Source organism: uncultured Bacteroides sp. (genome assembly GCF_902491285.1).
GTDB lineage: Bacteria > Bacteroidota > Bacteroidia > Bacteroidales > Bacteroidaceae > Bacteroides.
In genome coordinates, this window is the sequence record NZ_CABUHK010000001.1 from 32984 (window position 1) to 57387 (window position 24404).

Consider the following 24404-nt stretch of genomic DNA (forward strand, 5'->3'; position numbering starts at 1 on the left):
TTCATTTGGCTAAAATAAACTTTTCCGCTTAGACAGTGTATCGTGATTATTCTTCAAATCCGTCCAATCCACTTTCTTCTTTGTATCTATACCATTGATATATTTTTCGATGTTGGTATAGCCGTCACCATTACAATCTTTCACAGCATCAGTCGGGTCGTTCGGGTTCAATCCGTTAGCGATTTCCCATACATCCGGCATACCGTCTCCATCAGAGTCTGTCACCGGTTCCCCTTTATATTCGGGAAGTCCGCCTACCTGACGAATATCTGTAATGATTCCCTGCTTATAAGAGTCAGCGGGTAAACGTCTCTTCACATAAGGAGAGACAAATTCAGGGGCATCTTTTACATAAATGGCTTTTCCTGTCTGTACAGTCTTGATGACACGGGCGTCTACCGCATCACGTTTCGGGAAATTGGCTCCTACATTCTCCATCACAAAATTAAAAGCTTTTTTGGTATCCATAACAGTGACCGGAGACATTTTGAACGGTTCATCCACTTTTATTTGTGGCAGGAATTTATCGGCATCTACTTCACTGGCCAGTTGCACGCCACCGTCCCAGTTGTTCTTCGTAACTTTAGCATTGCCATGAACGATATTACCGTTTACATACGCTTTTCCGAAAGACAAAGGCTTACTTTTGTCACGTCCGGCCTCTGGTTTGAGAATACGGTACGAAATCGGTTTATCCAACGGAGTGATAGGCCCCGGTTTGAAGTAGTTATTAATCATATTGTAGAAACTCTTGTTATCTCCTCCGTCTACGGAACGATTCCACCAGTTGAAAACAACATTGTTGACGAAGTTAAAGTCGCCATCCATACCTACCGAACTGTTACGGCTGATATTGGAAGCAAAGAGATTGCGACAGAACATACTATTATGTCCGCCAATGGTAGCACCGAACGCATGATTATAAGCATCCAATGCTTCAGAGAACACCGAATTCTGGATGGTAATATTTACCGTCGGAAGTTTCAATCCGTATCCATCTGCTCCTCTATTATATACATGACGGTAGATAGACATGTTCTCATCCAGTCCCCAGCTTGCAGAACAGTGGTCAATCATAATGTTCCCTACTGCATTTCCTCCTAACGCATCATCACGAAAAGCAACATCTTGCGCACCACGACGGAAACGCATATGGCGGATGACAACATCATGCGTATCAATCAGAAAAGACTGACCTGTCACACATATACCGTCTCCGGGTGCTGTCTGACCGGCAATTGTCACATAAGGAGCACGCACGCTAATCGGGCTTTTCAAGCGAATCACCCCCGACACATTGAAAACAATGATACGCGCGCCACCGGTTTCGCAGGCTTCCCGAAGTGTTCCGGGACCTGAATCTTCGAGGGAAGTAACTACAATAACCTTTCCTCCACGGCCACCGGGAGTGTACATACCTCCACCTTCTGCACCGGGAAAAGCGGGAATATTACTCTTTATCAAATCTTCCGGTTTGGAAGCCCACGGTTTGTAGGGACGTCCATTTTGTGCTTCTTGCAAAACTGTCGGCAAGGCTTTTTCCCATGCCGCATCTGATTTCCGTTCGAACTCTGCTTCCTGTTTTGCTCCTCGTGCCTTTACCGAGTCCGGAATCACAGGATATTGTGCTGCCGCAGGTAGTACACAGGCGACCAACATCCATGCTGATAATACTTTCTTGATGTTATTCATTCTTTCGAATCTTAATAGGTTTTCTAAAAAGACGATTAAGAAAGCATTTTGTAATCGGTTATCTCTCTCCTTTCCGCCATTCATTCATATATTCACGGGGAGTCTGGTTATATTTCTTTCGGAAACACTTGCTGTAATAGCCTGAATCTTTGAATCCGACGGCAAAAGCAACCTCAGAAACACTCAGATCCGTATTTTTAATCAATTCTATGGATTTATTCAAGCGAATCTCTTTTACCAGATCTACGGGAGCCAGTCCGGTAAGACTCTTCAACTTCTTGAAGAATGCCGAACGACTCAAGCCGATGCCGGAAGCTATCGTATCTATATTGAAATCACTATCATCCATATTCTCCTCAATCACCTGATGAATCTTTTCAAGGAATTGTACGTCTTTCTTTACCAAATATTGTTCGTAGCTGTCCTCTTCCGTCGTTGTCTGATTTTCCATTTGCAGACGGATACGCTCACGGAATATTTTTCGTTCGGCAAGTAACTGCTCAATACGTGCCAGCAAATATTCTTTGCTGAACGGTTTCGTAATGTAGGCATTTGCTCCCAGCGTAATCGCTTTCGTCTTGGCACCTTCATCGTTCTTTGCAGTCAGGATAATCACTGGGATGTGGCTGATCTGGAAGTCTTTCCGGATAGCCTGCAACATTTCCAAACCGTCCATTTCAGGCATCATTTGGTCGGTCACCACAATATCAGGATGATACAGATGTACTTTCTTCAAGCCTTCCACTCCATTATTAGCAATATGAATGTTAAATTTATCTTCTAATTGAAGTTTTATCAATTGACAAAGGTCTTTATTATCTTCTACCAGTAGAAGGGTAGGTAATGAAGCATCAATTTCCGGCTCTTCTTCCACTCCTTCCGAAGAAGGAATATTCCCGGTTGACTCTTCTCCGGCAACTACCGGAACTGTCTCCGTATCGCTGACATAGAAATCTACTTCCGACGGGCGGTAATGTTCCTTGTCCATTAGGAGTTCCACCGTAAATACAGCCCCCTGTCCTTCAGGGCTTTCGGCATGAATCAATCCGTGATGCAGGTTGACTATTTCTTTGGAAAGTGCCAGACCGATGCCCGTACCTTGATAATATGGATTCTTAGTATTCTCCCCTTGCGCAAAGCGTTCGAATATTTCGGTCAGCTTGTTTTGCGGAATACCTTCGCCATTATCCTCTACCCGCACATAACAGCGCTTTCCGTCATCCGTCAATCCGGTTGTGACATAGATACTTCCGCCGGAATGCGTAAACTTAAATGCATTCGATATGATATTCCGTACTACAATACTCAATTTCTCTTTGTCCGCCCATACCATAATCGATTCGTCCGGCAAATGGAAAGTAAAACTGATTTCATTTTCTTCCGAAAGTACCCGGAACTCTTTCTGGAAAGAGGCAATCATTTCATTAAAGTTGATCAAAGAAACATGCAGACGCATCTTACCATTCTGAATCTTCCTGAAATCGAGAATCTGATTTACCAATTGCAACATCTGATTAGTATTCTTCTCCATTAATTCCACATATTGCAATCCTTTCGAAGATAATTTCTCATGTTCTTTCAATTCCTGTATCGGGCCTTTAATCAATGTCAAGGGTGTACGAAGCTCATGGGAAATATTAGTGAAGAACTTGATTTTCATCTCCGAAACCTTTTGCTCGATATAGATGTCATTCTTCATTTTAAGCATGAAGAAAGCCAGGCGCAGACCGAAATAAAGAGCCGCTAACCCAAGAATTACATAAATAAGCGTAGCCCACCAGCTTAACCACCAAGGTGGAAGAATGGTGACAACTAAAGTGCAGTTGGAAACAAGCTCCGGGTTAGCTTCGTCCATTGTTTCTACCCGAAATTTATATTTGCCCGGAGGAACGTTGGTATATGAAGCAATACGGTTCTTACCATTATAGTGCCATTCTTTCTCATATCCTTCGAGTATATAGCGATAAGACACCCGGTTCTGATTGTAGAAATTCAAGGCGGCAAATTCTATCGTGAACATAGATTGATTGTAGTTCAACCGGATTGCGTCAGTGTATGTGATGGCTTCTTTCAAAATCGGGCAATCGACGAAACTGCGCAAATCCCGGTTGGAAACTTTAAAATCAACAATACGCGTGTCATAGTTCGTATGCTGTGTTTCCAATTTATCCGGCGAGAATGCCAGGATTCCTTGCCGGGTGCCAATCCACAAGTCACCGTTCAATGTACGGAGTGCACTGCCCTCTTCCATCTCCACGTTTAAAAAACCGTCATATTTATCGTAGTTACGGAACTGTTCGGTCGCTTTATTGAAACAGGACAAGCCTATTTCGGTTGTAAACCACAGATTACCGTTTTTATCTTCTACTATTGATTTGACTACATCATTGTTCATCCCCTCACGTATGCCGTATGATTTGAAGATCGGCTCACGTTTTTTCTTGTCGTATCGAACAAGTCTGTTCAGTCCTCCGCCAAATACACTTACCCAAATTTGCGAGTCTGTATCCTTATATAACACATAAATATCATTATCTGCTACATTGGAATGTTCGCTTACCTGGCGATAAGTTTCAAACTGAATTTGTTCGGGTGCGGTAAAGTGTCCGTCAAAAGACATCAGCCCATCCATTGTCCCTACCCAAATGCGCCCGTCTTCATCTTCCGTCATTGTACGCACTTCCATATAGAGGCCATAAGGAGGATATTGCTTTAGTCCGTTGTATTTATGCTTGAAGACAATCTCGCCGTTTTCTTCGGAAATCAGGTTCAAGCCGCCGCCCAACAACCCTACCCAGATGCGTCCCCGGCTGTCCTGATAAGTGAAGTACACATCATTATTACTGATAGAGTTCGGATTTTTAGGGTCATTCTTATAACGGGTAAAGTGCAGGCCATGAGGAGAATTCATGTCCGGTTCGGCTTTGACAAGTCCGTTACCTTTGGTAGAGAACCACATATTCCCGTCCTTGTCTTCCATGATGTGATAGACGGCACCGAGAAGATAGTTCTTGTCAGAGAAAATCTGTTTCACCTGTCCGTTACGATCCAGGCGATACAAAGTCTGCCAGCGGGTTCCTACCCAAATATCTCCATTCTGTGCCTGATAGAGGGCACGTATTCCCTGATTCCAAGAGGTAAGTTTCTCGGTGGTGGCAGGGACGGGAGATACTTCGGCCAGCAAATGGAATTGTTTTTTAGGAAAGTTTACTCTATAAACTCCGCTACCCGTAGATGCTAACCAGAGAATTCCGTCTGTATCCAAAAGAAGATGGAAGAACAGTTGATTGGGGAAGTCATCGGAGAAAGGTTTCATCTGATTGATGCGGGTCATCTCCAGTTTGTCGCGGTCAAACAAAAGAATTTCACCTCCCGGAGTCAGGAAAAACATACCTTGTTCGCCTGCATCCTGCATTTCGAAGTTTCCGATAGTATTATGATCAGGAAATGCATAACGATGATAACTTCTGTTCAATGGATCATAATACGTCAAAGCATGATTGCCTTCCTGAAACCATATCTTGTCATATTTATCATAGAATATAATACCGCCATCTTTTCCGGAGATGATGAATGGGAGTTTGGTCAATTGTTTGTAACCGATATTGTATTCATAAGTACCTTCATTGGTGGTGATATACATCAAGCCGGATTCAGTAACCAGTATATTAGAGATAGCCTGGCTGATTTCCGGTATCTCATAACGGTTCACGACTCCGTTTTGTGGGTCAATGCTGTAAATGTGGCCGTTTTTATCTCCCAGCCACAGGAATTTAGAATTGTAGGAAGCACAAGTAAACTGTTCGGAATCGGCAGAAACCTTTTTCTGTATGAAGTCGCCCGGTTTATCTTTCAAGGCTTCTCCCTTTCTGAGAGACAGAATCTGATAATCCATGCCTATCCAGTTGATGAATTCATCTGTTTCGCAGAAGACATTGTGTTTCAGCCGCATATCATAAACGTTCACATTGGGGCGTGAGTCGTGCAACTGCTTCATCGTAATCTTGCCTTCTTTATTGGTGTAGGCACGCAGAAGACTCTTGTCTTTGGTCAGCAACAGGACATCTCCGTCTTCCGTCGTCTGAATTTTGATTATCTGAATGTTTTCAGAATATTCCTTCACGTCATCATAGACAGCATGGAAACTTTCATGCCGCTTGTCGAACAAGTAAAGTTTACGGTCGATGGTCTTAATCCACAAAAAACCGTTTTTATCTTCTACAATACGTTGTATTTTACGAGGGGGAATATCAGCGGAATAGAATCCGTCGCGGTTATCATACGAACGGAATTTGGTTCCGTCAAAACTGCATAGTCCATACCATGTACCAAACCAGACAAATCCATCTTTTCCTTTTAAAGTACAATTGACAATATTATTAGGCAAACCGCGTTCTGCTGTGTAGTGTTCTACAATCATATTCGGATAGGCAAAAGCACAGACGCCTATCATCGATAGTAATAGTATTAGAATACTCCGTTTTCTCATTTATGGTAATAATTGGAATTAAATGCAGTCAAAGATAATCTTTTTTTTGAAGATAGTGATCAAAATCACTATCTTCTTCTATTTTCTTCTTCTATTTTTCAGTTCCAAATTCCGTTTGCTGGCGTTCCACTTCGTCCAACACCCGTTGACGTTCTTCTTCTGTCAACTTTATTTTTCCTTCGGATTTACTTTTCGGCAACCCTGTTTTCATTGTCGATGAAGCCATCGTCTGTTCTTCATAACAGAAAGGAAATTCCGCCGGGATACTTTCAAATTCCAGTTCGGTAGCTGTCGGAGCCTGTGTCCCTTCAAACTGGACATGAGCTTTCACTCTTATCTTTCCGGCTTTTCGTGTTGAACGAATCAATACAGGAGCCGAACCGAATTCAACAGTACGGGGATTGGCATTGATTGTGGCATCTCCGATAATCTCTCCCTCGCCCTCTACCGTGAATACGATATTCTCCTTTGCCAGACGGCGCACGTTTCCACTATCATCGGTCACTTCAGCAACTACTACAATAAAATCGGAACCGTTTGCTACCAGATTTACTTTCTGAGTGTCTACATACATACGCAGCTTGGTAGAACGGCGGGAAGGCATTTTCTTTTGTGCGCATACCACTTTCCCGTTGATAATACCTTCGGCAACCATATTGACTTTCTGCCAGTTCTTCTGGGTATAACTGTATCCGCGTGCTTCCCAAAAATCCCATACATCATCAAAGATGACAGGTGCATTAGGCATATGCCCCTTTGCGTGAATCACAGGTTTCGTCCATGTCTTTATTCCGTCGTAGATAGAAAGACGGACTGAGTCGCAATTACTGAATACTACTACGTCCTTATCAGAGAATTGTGACATCTCATGAGCTATGAATACCATCGGGCCGCATTCCGCCAAAGGATGTTCGAGACTGGCAGATGACTGGCTGCGGAACATTTCATAAGCGTATTTCTTCTGACGGAAAGCATCATAGATACCACCCCAGTAAGGGTCGGGATGGTAACCGCGCTGATGATCGAACGGATGCCATTGCGCACCACCGATAAATAGTCCCGTAGTGCGATACATTTCATCATAGCTTTTTGTCAAAGATAGTGCCTGTACAAGTAACGGGCGTTCTCCCCAACTGCGGCTTGCACGGTTGTTGTTATTGTGAGCATACCAATCGTCCACATTTTCTCCGAATTCACGAGTGAAGATACATTGCTCCGGCCTGTCTGCTTTTTCATCATCTCCCGGCCAGCCATAGACTACGTCATAATGCTCTTTCACACCTGCCGAATGTACATCGGCAGCAGCTACGGGACGTCCCGGATAAGGATATTCTTCTTTAGTTATCTCTAATGCTTTCAGGGCAAAGTCAAGCGGATAGCGGGTTTCATTCAAAATCGGCTCCCACATCAGGACGGACGGATGATTGCGGTCACGACGAATCATCTCACGGGTATTCTGATGAACCAGTTCTCCAAATTCAGGGTCTTTATTCCAATATTGCCATCCCGGAGTGGCTACAATGACAAACATTCCCAGTTCGTCGCAGGCATCCATAAAGGACGGGTCTTGCGGATAGTGAGCTACACGAATAATAGTGCATCCTGCATCACGCAGACGCTTCGCGTCACGCCATTGCTGAGAGTTGGACAATGCGTTGCCTACATAGGCAAAATCTTGATGGCGGTTGGCACCGACCAATTGTCCAAAAGGTTTTCCATTCAGCCAGAAGCCGTCTTTCCCACGGAATTCGGCAAGCCGGATACCTACACGGGTGATTCCACCGTCAATAGATTGACTACCTTTCTTTATCCGTGAATGTACTCTATATAAATAAGGTGTATCCGGTGACCATAGTCTCGGATTCTTCACTTCCATTTGTTGTTGGACGGATTTCTTTTCTCCGGGTTTCAGAGAAAGCCTGCCGGAAGTACGCTTGATGACTTTTCCGTCTGTATCGGTCAGTGTTGTTTCTACGGTAACAGATTCCTGACGTTGTGAATCATTCTGTAACTCTGTCTTTACATAAACTTGTGCACTCTTCTCACTGATTTTATCAAAATGAACGAATACTCCACCACCGGCGATAGTCTGCGAATCAAGGGCATCCGTAATAGCTATCGGAGACTTTGCAATCATCCATACATCGCGGTAGATACCGCCGTGATAAGCGAAATCCAGAGTATATTGGCGTTTGCCGGGGGGATAAGATTTATCATCACTATTGTCCGTAAAGACAGCAAGCAGGCAAGAGTCTCCTGCTTGTACGCCATTGGCTGTTAAGTCTAACGTAAATGGCAGATAGCCGCCAATATGCTCTTGGATACGTTTCCCGTTCAGGTAGATAACCTGCTTGCCCATGGCTGCTTCAAAGTAAATTGACACCCGTTGGCCTTTAGTTTCGGCAGGAACCACGAAATGCTTGCGATACCAGGCCGGGCCTTGATAATTACGGCATCCGCTGGCTTCAGCAGGCATCAGTTCCACTGTATGAGGGGTGGAGACTATTTCCCAAGAGCGGTCGTCAAAATTCACGGCTTCCGCGCCACGGATATCTCCTTTGAAGAATCGCCATCCCGGATTGAAATTATACACTTGCCGCCCGCTACCGGGAAGCTGGATAAATCCGGCAACCGATGTCTCGGGACGGTAAGTATCTGCTACTTGTCCTTTTCCTGTCAATGAGAACAATAACAGAAAAGCTGATAAGATTAAAAACGGTCTTTTATTCATAACTTTTTTATTTTTGCGGCTTCTTTTTAGGCACGAATTATTTTACTCTTCTATCATTATAATAATGTCTTTCTTTCTATTTTCCGGCAGAACTTTCAAATCCTTCACTTCTCCGCCTTTCAACGTAACTTCCACCGTTGTCTTGTCCGGAGCATGCAGTTTAAAATGTACATCCCATTCCTTCGGCCATGCCGGGAAAAGAAGTATTTGCTTGCCATTGGTCTGCAAGAGCATCTCCTGAAGCCCTATCATGCCACTACCACCCCAGTTATGATCGGGAGTCCAGTCATAGCCCGGTCCCCAGAAAGCAGGAAAACGATGCGGTCCGTCGGAAAGTTTGGCAAGAGATAGTCTCTTAGCTTCTTCAGTTAGTCCCAAACAGGCAGCCCAGATATTATCTTGTTTCCATCCGGTATGCGAGCGGAATTTGATTGCGTCCGGATCATAGAAATATGTATTACGGGCCAATTCTAAATTTTCCCTGCCTATCCCGTAGATGCGCCACGGAAATACAGGATAAAGTTGCGGAGTTTCTATATTATTGATGCGCTCCCAACTTACAGCAGGAGAAATCGTTTGCTTCAATTCTGGAGCAGATGCAGGATTCAGAGAATCTTTTACTTCTATGTACCGCAATGGAATCGAGGGAATTGTTCTCAGCATTTCCTCTTTCTGTCCATAAGTTTCGAGCACTGTCCGTAGGGCCGCTATGGTACTGCTGGCATTGTTGGTCATCTTATAAGTTTCACAGGCGGAACCCGGAAAAAGAATCAGATGTCCGTCAGCATCCAGTACTTTCCTGCCGCGACGGGAAGCAAGCATACGATAGTGCTCGTCGAAAAATGTAAGCGAGCTTTCAATCAAAGGAAGATAAGGGGTGATATCGGCATCTGCATAGTTCTTTGTTTCCAGTATCATTTGGCAGAACTCGAGAACCGTATCCCATTCGTATTCCAGCCAGGCATTATATTCCAATCCCTTGTCGAACCACTCCGGACGCTTGAAGCCATATTCCGCAGGATTAGGCAAACCGAAATTCTCTATCTGTTCACTGAAGCAGGCCCCATTATGTTGCCAATAAACACGGCTGCGCAGTTCTGCATTTTTCAGCATCCGGTTATAGAAATCAAATTGGGCATGCATCATGTCGTAATCACCGCTTTTCAGCATCGGCCAATATACCAGCCGTTGGTTTTGTGCGGTCATTGTCCCGCCCCCCCATTTCCGGTAGTCGGGAGTAAACGATTGTTTCTCATCTACATGACAAGGATCGAAGGTAAATAATCCGCCGTTAAATTTCGTCGGAACATCGCCATAGGCATTGCATCCCAGCATGTAACGGAAGAGTGTATAGTTTCGGGTGATTTTCTGTGCCTCCCCTTCTGCTACGATAAAACTACGTTGCCAAAAGGTATTCCACCATGAACGGGTTTGTTTCTTATCCTGCGCGATGGTCTTTACGGAGTTTCTTCCTTTCGGGGCAATTCTCTGTAAAGCGGCTTGCATACCTTGTTCCCATTGCGCTACGGTTTCTGTCTGGTCTGTATGCAGTACGATACAGAACTGTTCCTTGCGAGCAGCCTTGGATGAGCGAAAATTCCAGGCACGATAGTCCGTTCCGGCATATATACCGTCCGTAATGCCTGTAAACTCTAAATTCTCTCCGAAAAGAGTTCCGCCGAAAGTCAGGTTTTTCAGAGGATTCATCATTTGAGACTTCACTCCGTCCATTCCTTGTTGTGCTACGACAACATCAAAAACGGTTTGTTCTGGGTTGCGATGGTAAAATAAAAGTCGGTTCTTCCTGCTGGACACATTCTCTTTCGGAGAAACGAAGTCTGCACTTGTAATTGTTCCTTTCGGGGGAGCCCATTTGTAAGAACACTGTTGCCCCTCTCCTTTTCGGATAAGACGTTCCTGATAACGCCAGTTTTCATAAGAAACTTCTGTTTGCAAAGGCTGTGCATTCACTATCTCAACATGAATGACCGGATGAAAAACATCTGCCCAAAATTGTATCTGCGTACCACCAGCTTCGATTTCTACATACCCGTCTTTCAACTTTAGCTCCTGACGGAAATCGGTAGCATCTTTAAAAGGATTGGGTGACAGGCGAAGGCGGAAACGACCTTGTTTCAGTTGGCAGTTATTTTCGTCGAATGTACCACTGCGGCTTACATAAAACAGGATGTCGCCATCTTCCACCCATATATTCATACCGATATCCCCACCACCGCAAGGCATGGATTCGGAAGAATTACGGCTAGGAGTATTCCAAACGACATTGGCATGTTGACTCCAAAGAGCCGACACGCCAATAAATAATATCGTTATAATCAGATAAAATCTTTTCATATTTCAATCACCAGTTATCTGAACGGAAAGAACCTAAAGGCAATCCGTCACAATATACGTCTCCTTCCACATAGTTTTTAAATCCATAGCGGACAGCTATCGGATGCGGAACCTTATCACTTTTCACAAGCATCTTGCTACGTTCAATCCAGGCTTTTGCGGGATAGAATATTTTATCTTCGCCTGCCACTTCAAAGTTTTTCGACTCGAAGCAGTTCTTACCGCTAATCCACATTCCGGCACGTTCAAAGCTTACGACCACCGTGTCATTCTTTATTTCAATGCTTTTATAATAAGGACTTTCGCCATTTACTCCTTCTACTCCGTAAGTCCTGGTCAGAGCAAGAAGTGCCAGACGTTCTCCGGCAACCCGTTTTTTTGACGGATGAATCCCCTTCTCCATTCCCACATCCAGCAATACAGCCATACCGCTGTTTGCTACGCGGTGTTCAACTTTCGACTGCGCTTCCCTAAGATAGGCGGAATTTATGACTTCTTTACCTTTCTCCGTAATGATTCCGTAATCATAGGGTGCTATCTGACAATAGTAAAAAGGAAAATCCCCTTGTTTCCATTCGGCACGCCAACCGTTAATCAACGTAGCAAACATATCTGCGTATGTATGGGCGCGATTCCAGTTGTCTTCACCCTGATACCATATTACTCCTTTCATCGTCATGCCGATAAGGGGATGCAACATACCATTGTAAAGCACAGTCGGAGTACGGTTCTTTGATTTAATATCCGCTTCCGATTGAGGAATCTTAGCGTCCGGAAAGGCTTTCAGCCAGTCCGCTGTCATCCATGCTTCGCATGCCGAACCGCCCCATGCCGCTACTACCAATCCTACCGGAACGTCCATTATCTCATTGAGCAGTCTGCCGAAATAGTAAGCTGTTGCGCTGAAATCGCGGACGCTGACCGGGGTCGCTTCTTTCCACGAACCGATGACGTCATTCTGTGGAGTGAACGTAGAAGTACGTTTCACTGTAAACAGACGGATTCTTGGATTCTTACTGTGAAGAATATCCATATTGGCATTCTCTACGGGCTGATTCTTGAATCCTTTCATCGGCATTTCCATATTACTCTGTCCGGAACAGAGCCAAAGTTCGCCTATCAGAATATTATTCAATGTTTTCTTACTTCCATCATCAAATGTCAACGCATAGGGACCGCCTGCTTCCGGAGTGGAGACAGTAAGTTTCCATGCACCGTTCTTATCCGATGTCACCACATATTGTTTGTCATTCCAACCAGTAGTGACAATAACTTTCTTATTCGGAGTTGCCGTACCCCAAAGATTGGCATTTGTCTGTTGCTGCATCACCATTCCATCGGAAAAGATTGCAGGCAGTTTTACTTCCGCATGTGTCGACAGGCAGGCAGCAAGCAGAAAACTTGCTAATATTGTACCTGTTTTAATCATTAAATTTTTCATTATAGTATATTTAAGTACTGTACTATGATAAATTAGGCACGGATTACACGGATTACACGGTTTATAAGAATCATGTTACATAAAGCAACAGCGTAATCTGTGTAATCCGTACCTTAAAAATCTATTTTATTCTGTGGCAGAAATGCTCAAAGGCCCCAGTAATCCTGCCGGAATCAAAGTCTTCTCCGCTCTGCGATATTTCGCGTTCGTCCAAATTCCATCAAATGGCGCTTTGCCTTCATCGGCTCCTTTCAGTGCATTTGCCCACGTATTCGTCACTTCTATTTCAAGCTCGTTTATTCCTTTTTTCAAAGCTGCCGTTATATCAGCCCGATAAGGAGCCGTCCAAATTGTACCACACTCTACGCCATTCAAACGAACCGTTGCTATATTACATATCTTTCCAAAATTCAGATAAATTCGTTCGTCTTTCTTTTGTTTGTTTTTCCAGCGGAATGTCGTTTTATAAATGGCAGTTCCCGAATAATAACGAATCTGTTCATCCTCTTCTTTACTCCAGTCGAACAGTGTTTTCCGGATTACCTCTTTTCCGGTATTAAGGAAGTTTATTCGGTACTCTTCCATATCCAAAGGAACTTCCCGGACTTCTTTAACAAGATTCTTTTTCTCTTTCCATAACTGTTCTTTTTGTGAACTTTCCCCACCGTTTTTGTTAATTCCTTCCGTAGAAAAAACAACAAATACGGACTCATTGGGAGCTAATGTCAGAATCATTTCCGTGCGGTTATCTTTTAACTCATAAAGAGGATTGGTATCAATTTCTCCTGTCACGGGATTCCAACATTCCGGTTTTCTTCCGTTGACACGCATACTTGCAGTGAACGTGCGAGTTTCTTCTTTCTGATTGGCTATAAAATAAATATCTCCCAAGTCACCACGACGATGTGTCCAGGCAATGTCTTCCGGCACAATCAAATCACGTTCCGGTCCATACGCTGAAAAATCATCTTCTTCATAAGGTATGACAGGAACTAATACGCCTGCTTCTTTCAACTCATCTATCTTCTGCTTTACTTCAGGCGAAAACTCCACCGGGTCGGGATTCATCGGACGGGCGAGCGGAAGTACCAGAACTTTATAACTGGCTCCACCCGGCAATATCATTCTGCCATTTTCCGCTTTTGCCAATCGTAATAGGGCATCTTTATTAAAACTATCATAAGCATATCCCCGAAGCGGATTCACCCACTTTTCAGGGTCGGCCATATTAGCAGAATGTGTTACGCCAACAGGACGCACACGTAACGGCTGTCCTTCATTTGCCAACCGGATGCGTTCACTTTCTACCCGTTCTGCTCCAAATATACCCGGCAAAGAGGGAACCAACCGTTCCGGTAATATAGAACGCCGGGGGATTTCTTCTCCTGTAAACACAGCGATATCCGTCACCGGATGCCCGTATTGCAACAATGTTTGGCAACGGGTAGCATAATCGGAAAAGGCTTTTGCGCCTTTGTCCCACCAAGTCTGGTCGCGTTGGAAGAAAAGTCCGATGCCTTCCAAAGTCATTCCGGGTTTGCGGTTCAGCCACGGGTTGTGTACATATACGTGGTAGAAAAGACGATTGATACCCAAGGCATAATTACGGTCGAGCAATGTTTTCAACATTCCGGGATGCTCGTCCCACGTGCCGCGCACTTCTGTGAATCCTTCAGCCTGGATAATATTCTTTCCATATATATGTGCCCCGCTGATAGCGTCGAGCATGTCATTGGGTTTATCATGCGTCGGGCTGTTCAACCAAAACTCTCCCATCGGAAGGTCTACTTTTTGATAATGTAGTAGTCCGTCACTGACCATAGTAGGCGCTACACATTCCGCAGAGAATTGGCAGTCATATTCTTTGGCACAATCTGCCAATACTTTGTAGAAAACATCGACAACCAATTCGGATATAGTCGTACGTACATCACGCAGAATCTTTTCGCTACGTTCCGCACTTTCCATCGGGATACCTGCTAGTAGTGGTAAATAAGGCATCAGGTCGTATCCGTGACGTTTCTTGAATTCAATAGCAAAATTTGCACTCCAGTTCTGGCTGCCACATTCCCAACTATCGACATGCATATATTTCAGTACGCGACGTGCAACTTCCGGTTTTGTTTTCACAAATGCCTGTGCAAACCAATTGTCGAATTGCTTGCGGACAGTAACCGGATTAAACTTGTCACATTCCAGTCCCTTTCCGCCTCCGGCTGTCGCATTGGTATGTCCGGTAGCGGTGTGCCCCATGCGCAATAGTTTCCATTTGCCTTTGGGCAGGACAGCGGTTAATGTTTTCTCTTTAAAGTCGCCTGTTGAATTATTGTTGAATTGATTGCTCAGGTTGATAACTTGTGAAAGGGCGTAGCAGTCCTTTTTCCCTACTTCTGTCTCTTTGGTAGCGGAAGATACACGCCATACGAGTCCGGCTTTTCCTTCCCACTGATTCAGGCGGGCTTCACGATGCAAGCGCAATTGCTTTATTTTCAGATTCGGTTTCCATTTGGCAGCATCCATATCTTCACTTCCGGGTTCACTTCCTTCCGGTGTCCAGTAAAAACGGAAATAACGGGCTGTTGTTACAGGAATAGTATGAGTGGAATTTTCATCCGTATTCTGCCACCCTTGGCGGGCAGGAATTAATTGCTTCACAAAACGATAATTTATACCATCGTCGCTCGCCATCACTTTCAGCCGGTGTGCTTGATAATTATTGCCACTCAAAATAATTTCGATATTACGACATGTGAAAGGAATCTCATATTCATACTGAATATAGCAAGGATATGAGGAACGAATCACTCCCGAAGCATCCATATTCACTGTCTTTTGTGAATCAATATGATTTCCAGTGGCTGTATTGGCACAGGTAATCTTTGCCGGCATTTCATCCATCGCTCCATCTACGGGAAGAGCAAACAATGCTATATCTTCATAATAATTGTCATAAGCTTCCGGCTGCGGCAAGCGTAGTGCCTTGAGCTTACCCCCGTCAACGATTGTATCACTCCAGACCACTTTCTGCATTGATTCTTTCGGACTAATCCAAGGACCGCCCGCCAAAGCAAATCCATCACAGATATGCATTCCTAATTTTAGCCCTAAACGATCTGCTTCCTCCATGCTGAAACGCACCATTTCCCACCATTCCGGTGTCAGTTGTTGCGCTTTTCCATTATATTGTCCTCCTTCTTTGACACCTCTGATAGGCATCAGATAAGTACCACCCAGTCCGGCGTGTTTCATCGCTTCCAAATCGGCTGTGATTCCTTCTTTGGATACGGCACCGTACATCCAATACCAAAATGTCCAAGGTTTCGCTTCATCTGACGGATTCAGGAATTGTTCGCGAAGCGAATGTGTATGCTGAGCACCGGAAGGACATATCGCAGTCCATACCAATAGGGAAATTGCAATTATTCGTTGTTTCAGTCGGTTTTTCATTCCAATATCTATTTTTACTAAAGTAAAGACGAAAATCCGGTTGTTTTGTACTCATTGCCTGTTTCCTTTTTAAACTTCCCTTCTAATATCATGAGCATATTTTGTTCCTAAAGATAAAGTAGCACAAACATTAAGTGCTATTCTTGAACTTCAGAAATAATTTCATTTTCCGTAGACACAGCAGATAATACAAAAAGAGCTTTCTCATTCAGTGAGAAAGCTCTTTTTGTAAATATCGGCAGAATTTATCTTTCTGCTATTTTATTTATTCCATAAACCGGAAAACGATTCGTCCTGTTTGCGAACCATTCACCCACTTGGCTTGTGAAGAAGGACCACACAGGTCTGTTGAGTTTACTTTGTTACGTACCGGTGGTATCACATTCAAGACAGAGATTCCACTTTCGGGAAGCGTATAAAGCAAGCGGTCGCGACCGTCACGCGGTTGATATACTCCGATGTAAGTATCGGGCGTTTCGTTTGTCAGGCTGATAGCACCTTCTTTCGTGCGAATATTCATCCAGGAAACATTGCCGAAGTAGCCTTTGAACTCAGGATAAGTAAAGGTTTCACCCGGGATAGGGTCATTGTAATCATTCTCCCAAATATCGTATTGTGTACCATGAATACGGTTCTGCCATACACGGTACGGGCCTGCTCCCAGCCAGCGTTTGCTGATAACCTGTTCTTCGGGATAATCAAAACAGATTCCCATTAAATCGACAACACCGGAGAAATTGTAGGTATAATCAAGTGTCATTACTCCGCTCGGGTTGATTGTCCATTGTGCCTTATCCAAATTACCTAATTTGTAGTTTGCGGTAACAATCAGATTACCGCCGTCTTCTTTTACATCCAGTTTCGTAAATACTGCCGCATCGGGGAATTCGCTGTATGTACGGTCTTTTTCTTTGGCTTTCTCATCATCGTGGTTATAGAACTGGTCTAATGAACGATCTGCACGACGGGCACCAATGAAGCGGGGACCATTAGCAAAACTAATCTTGCGGTTGTTTACGGATACACCTTTCAGTTGACCGTCTTTCTTTGAAAAGACAAAAGTACGATTGTTTGCTTTTACTGTAAGGTCATTATCAGTTTCAGTGTAAGTTGCTTTGCTGGATAACGGAGAAAGTTCTTCTTTTGACTGGTTCAATTTGTCTACCGGGAATGTCCAACGCCAAAGTTCATGTCCCTGCTTGTCGATAGCTGTCACAAAGAGAGCGTCCGCATCGGGAAGAATAGTTGTTTTAATATCCAGGATGCCTGCCGAATGAGCAGAGATATTATTGCCTTGTACTTCACCTTGTTTTAGAACTTGAGTGCCGGCATTGGAAGCGTCTGTTGCCGAAGGGAATTTTACTTGCTTCCAAAGGAAACGGCAGGTGTTCAAGTTTAGATAATCATAACGGTTTTCCACAGAGAGTTTACCATTGAACTGTCTGTCAATGGAAGTATCCATAATTTGTACCGGACTCCATAACTGCTTGATAGCGTAATAACTGCCTTCCTTTTCATGATGTGGCCCTACAATACCATCAGCACCAAAATTACCTTGATTATCAATGAAGCCGTCCATATCCACACGCTTCACTCCTTCGTCTGCCAATACCCAAAGGAAACCGCCGATACAACGGGGATGCTTACGCATCATTTCCCAATAATCATACAATCCGGCACCGTGACCGCCATCATACAAACCATGAAGGAATTCTGTCGGCATAAAGATTTCCGGCAGGCGCATATAGTTTTGACTTTCTCCATACGAGCGGTAATGCATGGTTTCAAAACCTGAGAAATTACCTTGCGGATGGATAACCGGCCGTTTCTGCGGGTCATATTTATGAAATTCTCCATCCAGTTCCGTGTTCCAGCCTTTTTCATTACCATTACTCCACCAGATAATAGAAGGATGATTCACATCACGTTCTATCATACCTTCAATCAGACGCACTCCGGTCGGGGTATCATACTTGCCGTGCCAGCCACCCAGTTCATCCATCACATACAATCCGAGAGAATCACACGCTTCCAAGAATTCCGGGTCAGCCGGATAATGGCTTAAACGGACGGAATTCATATTCATACTCTTTATCAAAAGAACATCTTCGATATTCTTCGCTTTACTCAATGTACGTCCACTTTCCGGACGGAAGCTATGGCGGTTGACACCACGCACATTGATACGTACCCCATTTACATAAAGCCCGTCACTTTCACGTACTTCGATGGTACGGAAACCGAATGTTTCGGTTTCGTTGTGCAATACTTTGCCGTTCTTGTCTAGTAAAGAGAACTGTGCCTTATAAAGATTCGGTGTTTCTGCTGTCCATAGGGCAGGATTAGAGACATTCAGTTGGATAGAAGTCCAGTCCCCGCCAGCTTTTACCGGTACAGTTGCTTCGGTAAGTTTCTTACCTTTATTATCTTTGATTTGCGCACGGATACTCATTCCGTCATTAGAAATGTTTGTATAACAATTCGCTCGGAAAGAACCGTCCATTTGTGCATCAATGGCAATATGACGCAAGTTGACGGCGGGTTTCACTTCCAGGAATACGGGACGGAAGATACCGCCAAAGTTCCAATAATCGGCACGACGTTCAGCAAGGTTTACACTTGCATTCTCACTCTCTTTAGCTACTGTCACCTCCAACAAGTTCTTCTTTCCGTATTTAAGGAAATCCGTAACATTGTATGAAAAGCGATAGAAAGCCCCCTGGTGTTTTGAGCCGACTTTGCGTCCGTTTACTTTCACTTCCGTATCTGTCATGGAGGCTTCGAAGACAAGATTCACCTGTTGTCCGCGAAACTTTTCGGAAACCTCAAATTCATACTTATACATACCTTTTTCGTCGGCGACTCCTTCGGGAAATGCCTTACCGTAAAAGGATATTCCGTACTGATAAGTACCAAAGCCTTGCAATTCCCAACAGGACGGAACGCCAATCTTCGTCCACTTGCCGGAGTTGCGCCCGTCAGTACAGAAGAAGTCCCATTCTACCATGTCGTCACATCCATGACCGGAAAGGTATTGCCGTTCCGTCTGCGGAAGATTCTGGGCAGCCAGGGTAGTTGCCAACGCTAAGGTTGATAATAAAGTGGTTACTTTTTTCATTGTTACTTTTATTATTGTGTTAGTTATTTAATGTTTCATTTTTTAGTTATACGTATATGTAAGGTATGTTCTTTTTTCTCTATGGCATACTTCTTTAATACACCCGGCCCGCAACTGCTATTCCCTAATCCGAGCACGGCAGCATCCAAACTAAGAATGACTTCGGAACGAGGTTTTAAATTACAATCATGTGTTTCTTTGTACAAGTCTTGTGCAGTGTAGTGCAAGGCGGATGCAGAGAATACGTCTTCCACCGCGTCTACGCGGATACCCTTATCCTGTTTGTCCGTCAGTGTCAGATAGTGTACATCTTCTTTATTTCCACTATCCTGCGGACGAGGATAATGCACATATTGTTCATCCACTGTACCTTTCCAAAGTCCTGTTGCAGCAGAAGTTTTACGGTCAGGATAGTTATCCTGCGGCCCTCTGCCATACCATGTAAATGTGCTGTAAGACGGGGAAAGACAGAAAGCAATTCCTAATCGGGGTAATTCCGGGAGTACTCCTTGAGGCAGGAAAGTTGTTTTCAAGTCTATCGTTCCATCAGAAAAGACAGTGTAGACTGATGTCGTTTTTACCTTGCCTTCCTTATATACATTATTAGTCCGGACTTGAACAATCACAGCTCCATCTGCGCGTAACTGATGGTCGAAAGATTCCAAGCTAATCTGCGGGGTATCCATACTATGCAGTTTCCAGTCCTTCGCCAACCAGTTTCCGAAACTCTTATCATTATCAGTCGGAGCACGAAAAACTTGCGTTACAGGTTGAACCGGAAAATCTTCGGAGTGTGCCAACATCTCTTTGCCATTATAAATAAGGGAAGTCATGCTTCCGTTCACTGTTTTTTCCCATTGGACGGAAAAGCCTCGTCCGCTGACTTGCAGAGTTTTATCATCCTCTTTTATATGTAATTGTCCTTTATTGACTAAATCGGCAGATAACAAATCACCTTTCCGCAAACAAAATTGTTCCCAAGTAACTTCATGTCCGGCTTTTGCCCAAAGAGCATTTGATTTCAGGACAATGCTCACTTTAAGCTGGCAATCGGCAGCAAGTTTTGAAGCATCTTTTCCTGTATTTTTTCTATTGAAAGAGCTTTTATCTGATAATGAACGAAAATCAGGCAAAGTGATTGTTCCTGTTTTTCCCGGAGCAACTTCGGGTAGTACAATTTCTCCCCGTTCTTTTTCCTTACCATCTACTGATAATGTCCATAGACAACGATAAGATGATAAATCAATATGATGATTCCGGTTAGTCACTTTTAATTCTCCGTTCTCAATACCTAATTGTACCGGAGCATATACCTTCTTCACTTCCCAATATTTGGGAGTCGTTTCACGGTCACTCATCAACAATCCGTTAAAGCAAAAGGCTTTTAAATTAGGCTTATCACCGAAGTCTCCACCATAAGCCACCATAGTACGCCCGTCGGGCAATGTTTTATAAATACCCTGGTCTACCCAATCCCAAATAAATCCGCCCAACATACGGGGATTACTGTATATTTCGTCCCAATATTCCTTGAAATTGCCTAATGCATTTCCCATAGAATGGGCATATTCACTTGTCATTACCGGACGGTTATCGTTGGTACGTTCCGCAATCTCCAACAGCCGTTCCCAACGTGCATTTTCTGCCCGTTCCTTGTCTTCCCCTTCCGCAATACCCGGATTCAAATATTCCTGTTTCACCCGTGTATAAAAACGGCTGATTACATCTACAGTTTTTGGGTCAGGAGTACCGTCTACCCCCTGTGCTCCTTCGTAATGAACAGGGCGCGTGGGGTCAAAATCATGCAGCCATGCCGAGATAGCCGCAAAGTTAGGACCATAACCACTTTCATTTCCCATGCTCCACATTACGATACTCGGATAATTTTTATCACGTTCCGCCATACGGACTGCACGGTCCATAAATGCGGCATGCCAATCGGGGGTACTGGCTAAAGTTCCCCGCAATCCGTGTTCTTCAATATCCGCTTCGTCCATTACATAAAGCCCGATACTGTCACAAAGCTCGTACCAACGGCTCACATTGGGATAATGACTGGTGCGCACAGCATTGATATTGGCTTGTTTCATTAAGAGAATATCCTGAATCATTCGTTTTTCACTCATTACCCGTGCCGTCCGAGGGTCATGTTCATGGCGGTTTACCCCACGGAAACGAATCGGATTGCCATTAACCAATAACTGTCCTTCCTTAATCTCCACCGAACGGAAACCTACCGGCTGCTCTACTTGTTCCACTACTTTTCCTTCCGCATCCTGTAAAGTAATGAGCAATTTATAGAGATAAGGCGTTTCCGCAGTCCACCTTTCCGGTGATTTAATGACGGTGTATAATCGTCCCATCTTGCGAGGACCACGTTGCGGATACCACTCATTCATCCGGCTTGCCTTATGTTCCAAATCGAGTATATCCTCAACTTCTCCTTTTAATGTAACAACTTCTTTCCCGGTTGCGTCTCTCAACACGCTTTGCACAGTATATCCTTTTCCGGTCATACCTCTATATACGCTGAACTGCGGGTCAATCTGCAAAATAAAATCCTCATAATTACCGGCAGATGCAGGAAGAGTGCGCACTGCATAATCACGAATACGAATATCCGGTGTATGTACCAGATGGATACTCCGATGAATACCACCGAAACGCCAAAAATCCTGGTCTTCCAGATAAGAGCCGTCGCTATACCGATAAACTTCCAGTGCTATTTGATTTTCCCCGGAGTGCAGATACTTTGTGATATTGAACTCACTCGGTTCCATACTTCCCTGACTATACCCTACCCGTTCGCCATTTATCCAAACATAGAAAGCACTCATTACACCTTCAAATCGAAGGAATGTCTGTCCTTTCGCTGTCCAGTCAGCAGGCAGAACAAAGGTGCGCCGATACTGCCCTACCGGATTTCTTTCTTTATAGGTCGTATAATCCGCTTTCGGCTCTCCCATTACCCGTGGCGGGTCTATCTTGAACGGATAACCTGCCGATACATAGATGGGGGTACCATATCCGTTTATTTCCCAGTTTGCAGGTACCGGAAAGTCAGTCCAATCTTTATCATCAAAATTCGTCTGATAAAAATCAACGATTCGCTGGTCAGGAACAGGAGTCCATCTGAATTTCCACATCCCATCCAAACACATTGAACAATCTCCTTTCTGTGTAGAGAAAGGAATAAACGCAGCCCGTGCCGGCTCCCGGTTGATTTGAAGTACATGATGATTTTCCCAATCATGTATCGTTTGTGCGTGCATAGGACAAGCTATCAATGCCCCAAGCAGTAAAGTATATATTTTCATTCGTTCTTTTTTCTTCATATCAAGTAGACGGATGAAACGCTGTTTTGTACCCCCTTCCCTCACGGAAATATTAAAGAATAATAAAAGAAAAACATTCTACAAAGAAAAGCCCTACCTTGTGCACTATTATTATCTTAAATAATTTTATTATGAGAAAACTACTATTTATCAGCTTCTTTTTACTAAGTTGTCTCACATCGCAAGCACAACACGAATATACGATTGAAGGACATGTAGAAGGAGTAAAAGACGGGACTCTTGTCTCTCTGTTTCTACTTGACGGCAATGTGGGAAGTACTGTTGCCACAGATAGCATACGCAATGGAAACTTCTTCTTTAAGCGTAATGCCGGAGAAAATGGTTTAGACCAATTATCTCTTATGTGTACCCGTGACGCAGATTTCCCCCCTATGTCACTGAAAATCTATGCAACTCCCAATGCCAAGATTAAAGTAACCGGTACAAACACGTTAATCTACACTTGGAAAGTAGACAGTCCTGTAAAGGAACAACAGGAATATAACAAATTCGTAAATGCATCACGTGATTTGTGGGATGAGTATCAACGCCTATCCATTGAAGCAAGAAAAATACGTTCTGCACCGGAAGCCGACCGAAAGGCAATACAGGCAAAGGAAGACAGTATATCTGTTATAATCAGCAGCCGTGAATTGAAACTAATGCAGGAACTTCCCATCTCTTCTGTTTGGATGGAAAAATTACACAGACTAAGTCTTTCTGCAAAATATAATCCGAAGTTCTCATATAAAGAGGAAACACTAGCTTTGTATAACAGATTGAACGAAGAACAAAAAGCATCTAATCTAGGACAAGAAATTACAGTCAACCTCTTTCCGCCTACAATTGTGAAAGAAGGAGACGATTTGGCAGATGCCGACCTTTTCGACCTGGACGGGAATATTCATCATTTGGCTGATTTCAAAGGGAAATATATCCTACTCGATTTTTGGAGTAGCGGTTGCGGACCTTGTGTTATGGCTTTGCCTGAGATGAAAGAGATTCAGGAACAATATAAAGAGCGTCTTACTATCGTTAGCCTTAGCTCAGACACCCAAAGCCGATGGAAAGCCGCTTCGGCACAGCATGAGATGACGTGGCAGAACTTAAGTGACCTGAAACAAACAGCAGGATTATATGCAAAGTATGGTGTTCGTGGTATCCCCAATTATGTTCTTATTTCTCCCGAAGGTAAAATCATAAAGATGTGGTCGGGATATGGAAAAGGCAGTCTGAAACTAAAAATGCGCAGGTACTTGGATGCATCGAAACATGAGATGAGTATCATCCAAAACGGCAACACGAAATTAGTAAACCATCCGATTATAGAATCGACCAATACAGATATTCTTGAGATAAAGCAGGTGGAGCTGACAGATACGGCAACAATCATCCACTTCTATGCCTACTATATTCCTAAATACTGGATACAAGTGAGCCCTAATGCCAAGTTAATTGACGAGAAAGGAACGACATATACTTTAAAGAGCGCCAACGGCATTACACCCGGTGAACATTTCTTTCTACCTGAAAGTGGGGAAGCTGAATTTTCACTGGCATTTGAACCATTGTCTCCCCAAATGAAATCGTTCAGTTTTACAGAAGGACCAGACAAAAATGATTGGAAAATAAATGGAGTAAAACTTACGGAATGAGCATCGAATCTTAAAAAATAACATCTATATTCTATTATAAGAAAACTATTTGAAAATAAAAGGCGGGATACGGGAAGTTGTTCGAACTTCCTTGTATCCCGCTTCTATCATTACTTATATTTACAGATTAACTCATTAGAA

General features: G+C 43.7%; 9 protein-coding genes. 1 reads left to right on the forward strand and 8 read right to left on the reverse strand.

Features of this window, described 5'->3' with window-relative positions; all coding sequences use genetic code 11:
* Window positions 1-9 precede the first annotated feature (9 nt).
* The 8 genes from RDN93_RS00140 to RDN93_RS00175 all read right to left on the reverse strand — a co-directional run bounded on the left by RDN93_RS00140 (window position 10) and on the right by RDN93_RS00175 (window position 22590).
* A complete protein-coding gene (locus RDN93_RS00140; RefSeq protein WP_308743759.1) occupies window positions 10-1692 on the reverse strand; it encodes a polysaccharide lyase in 1683 nt (560 codons plus the stop codon).
* Between the two features lie 58 nt (window positions 1693-1750).
* On the reverse strand, window positions 1751-6181 hold the full coding sequence (locus RDN93_RS00145) for a two-component regulator propeller domain-containing protein (RefSeq protein ID WP_374047344.1): 4431 nt from the start codon (window positions 6179-6181) through the stop codon (window positions 1751-1753).
* Between the two features lie 91 nt (window positions 6182-6272).
* Window positions 6273-8912: a glycoside hydrolase family 2 TIM barrel-domain containing protein gene (locus tag RDN93_RS00150; protein ID WP_308743761.1), complete on the reverse strand. Its 2640-nt coding sequence runs from the start codon at window positions 8910-8912 to the stop codon at window positions 6273-6275.
* A gap of 42 nt (window positions 8913-8954) precedes the next feature.
* Complete coding sequence (locus RDN93_RS00155) at window positions 8955-11267, reverse strand: DUF5703 domain-containing protein (RefSeq protein WP_308743762.1); 2313 nt, start codon at window positions 11265-11267, stop codon at window positions 8955-8957.
* 7 nt (window positions 11268-11274) lie between these two features.
* The gene (locus tag RDN93_RS00160; RefSeq protein WP_308743763.1) at window positions 11275-12708 is read right to left on the reverse strand and encodes a sialate O-acetylesterase; all 1434 of its coding nucleotides are present in this window, start codon (window positions 12706-12708) and stop codon (window positions 11275-11277) included.
* A gap of 126 nt (window positions 12709-12834) precedes the next feature.
* Window positions 12835-16122, reverse strand: a complete 3288-nt coding sequence (locus tag RDN93_RS00165; protein ID WP_374047349.1) for a glycosyl hydrolase — start codon at window positions 16120-16122, stop codon at window positions 12835-12837.
* 298 nt (window positions 16123-16420) lie between these two features.
* On the reverse strand, window positions 16421-19273 hold the full coding sequence (locus RDN93_RS00170; protein WP_308743765.1) for a glycoside hydrolase family 2 TIM barrel-domain containing protein: 2853 nt from the start codon (window positions 19271-19273) through the stop codon (window positions 16421-16423).
* Between the two features lie 35 nt (window positions 19274-19308).
* Window positions 19309-22590 carry a glycoside hydrolase family 2 TIM barrel-domain containing protein gene (locus RDN93_RS00175; RefSeq protein ID WP_374047345.1) on the reverse strand — a complete coding sequence of 1094 codons (3282 nt, stop codon included), beginning with the start codon at window positions 22588-22590 and terminating at the stop codon, window positions 19309-19311.
* 149 nt (window positions 22591-22739) lie between these two features.
* On the opposite strand from RDN93_RS00175, the gene RDN93_RS00180 reads away from it, so the two are divergent.
* Window positions 22740-24263 carry a TlpA disulfide reductase family protein gene (locus tag RDN93_RS00180; RefSeq protein WP_308743767.1) on the forward strand — a complete coding sequence of 508 codons (1524 nt, stop codon included), beginning with the start codon at window positions 22740-22742 and terminating at the stop codon, window positions 24261-24263.
* Window positions 24264-24404 lie beyond the last annotated feature (141 nt).

What these genes read in the sequence shown, in the direction of transcription:
- RDN93_RS00140 (WP_308743759.1), bottom strand. Translation starts at nt 1,692, where the DNA reads ATGAATAACATCAAGAAAGTATTATCAGCATGGATGTTGGTCGCCTGT.
- RDN93_RS00145 (WP_374047344.1), bottom strand. Translation starts at nt 6,181, where the DNA reads ATGAGAAAACGGAGTATTCTAATACTATTACTATCGATGATAGGCGTC.
- RDN93_RS00150 (WP_308743761.1), bottom strand. Translation starts at nt 8,912, where the DNA reads ATGAATAAAAGACCGTTTTTAATCTTATCAGCTTTTCTGTTATTGTTC.
- RDN93_RS00155 (WP_308743762.1), bottom strand. Translation starts at nt 11,267, where the DNA reads ATGAAAAGATTTTATCTGATTATAACGATATTATTTATTGGCGTGTCG.
- RDN93_RS00160 (WP_308743763.1), bottom strand. Translation starts at nt 12,708, where the DNA reads ATGAAAAATTTAATGATTAAAACAGGTACAATATTAGCAAGTTTTCTG.
- RDN93_RS00170 (WP_308743765.1), bottom strand. Translation starts at nt 19,273, where the DNA reads ATGAAAAAAGTAACCACTTTATTATCAACCTTAGCGTTGGCAACTACC.
- RDN93_RS00175 (WP_374047345.1), bottom strand. Translation starts at nt 22,590, where the DNA reads ATGAAAATATATACTTTACTGCTTGGGGCATTGATAGCTTGTCCTATG.
- RDN93_RS00180 (WP_308743767.1), top strand. Translation starts at nt 22,740, where the DNA reads ATGAGAAAACTACTATTTATCAGCTTCTTTTTACTAAGTTGTCTCACA.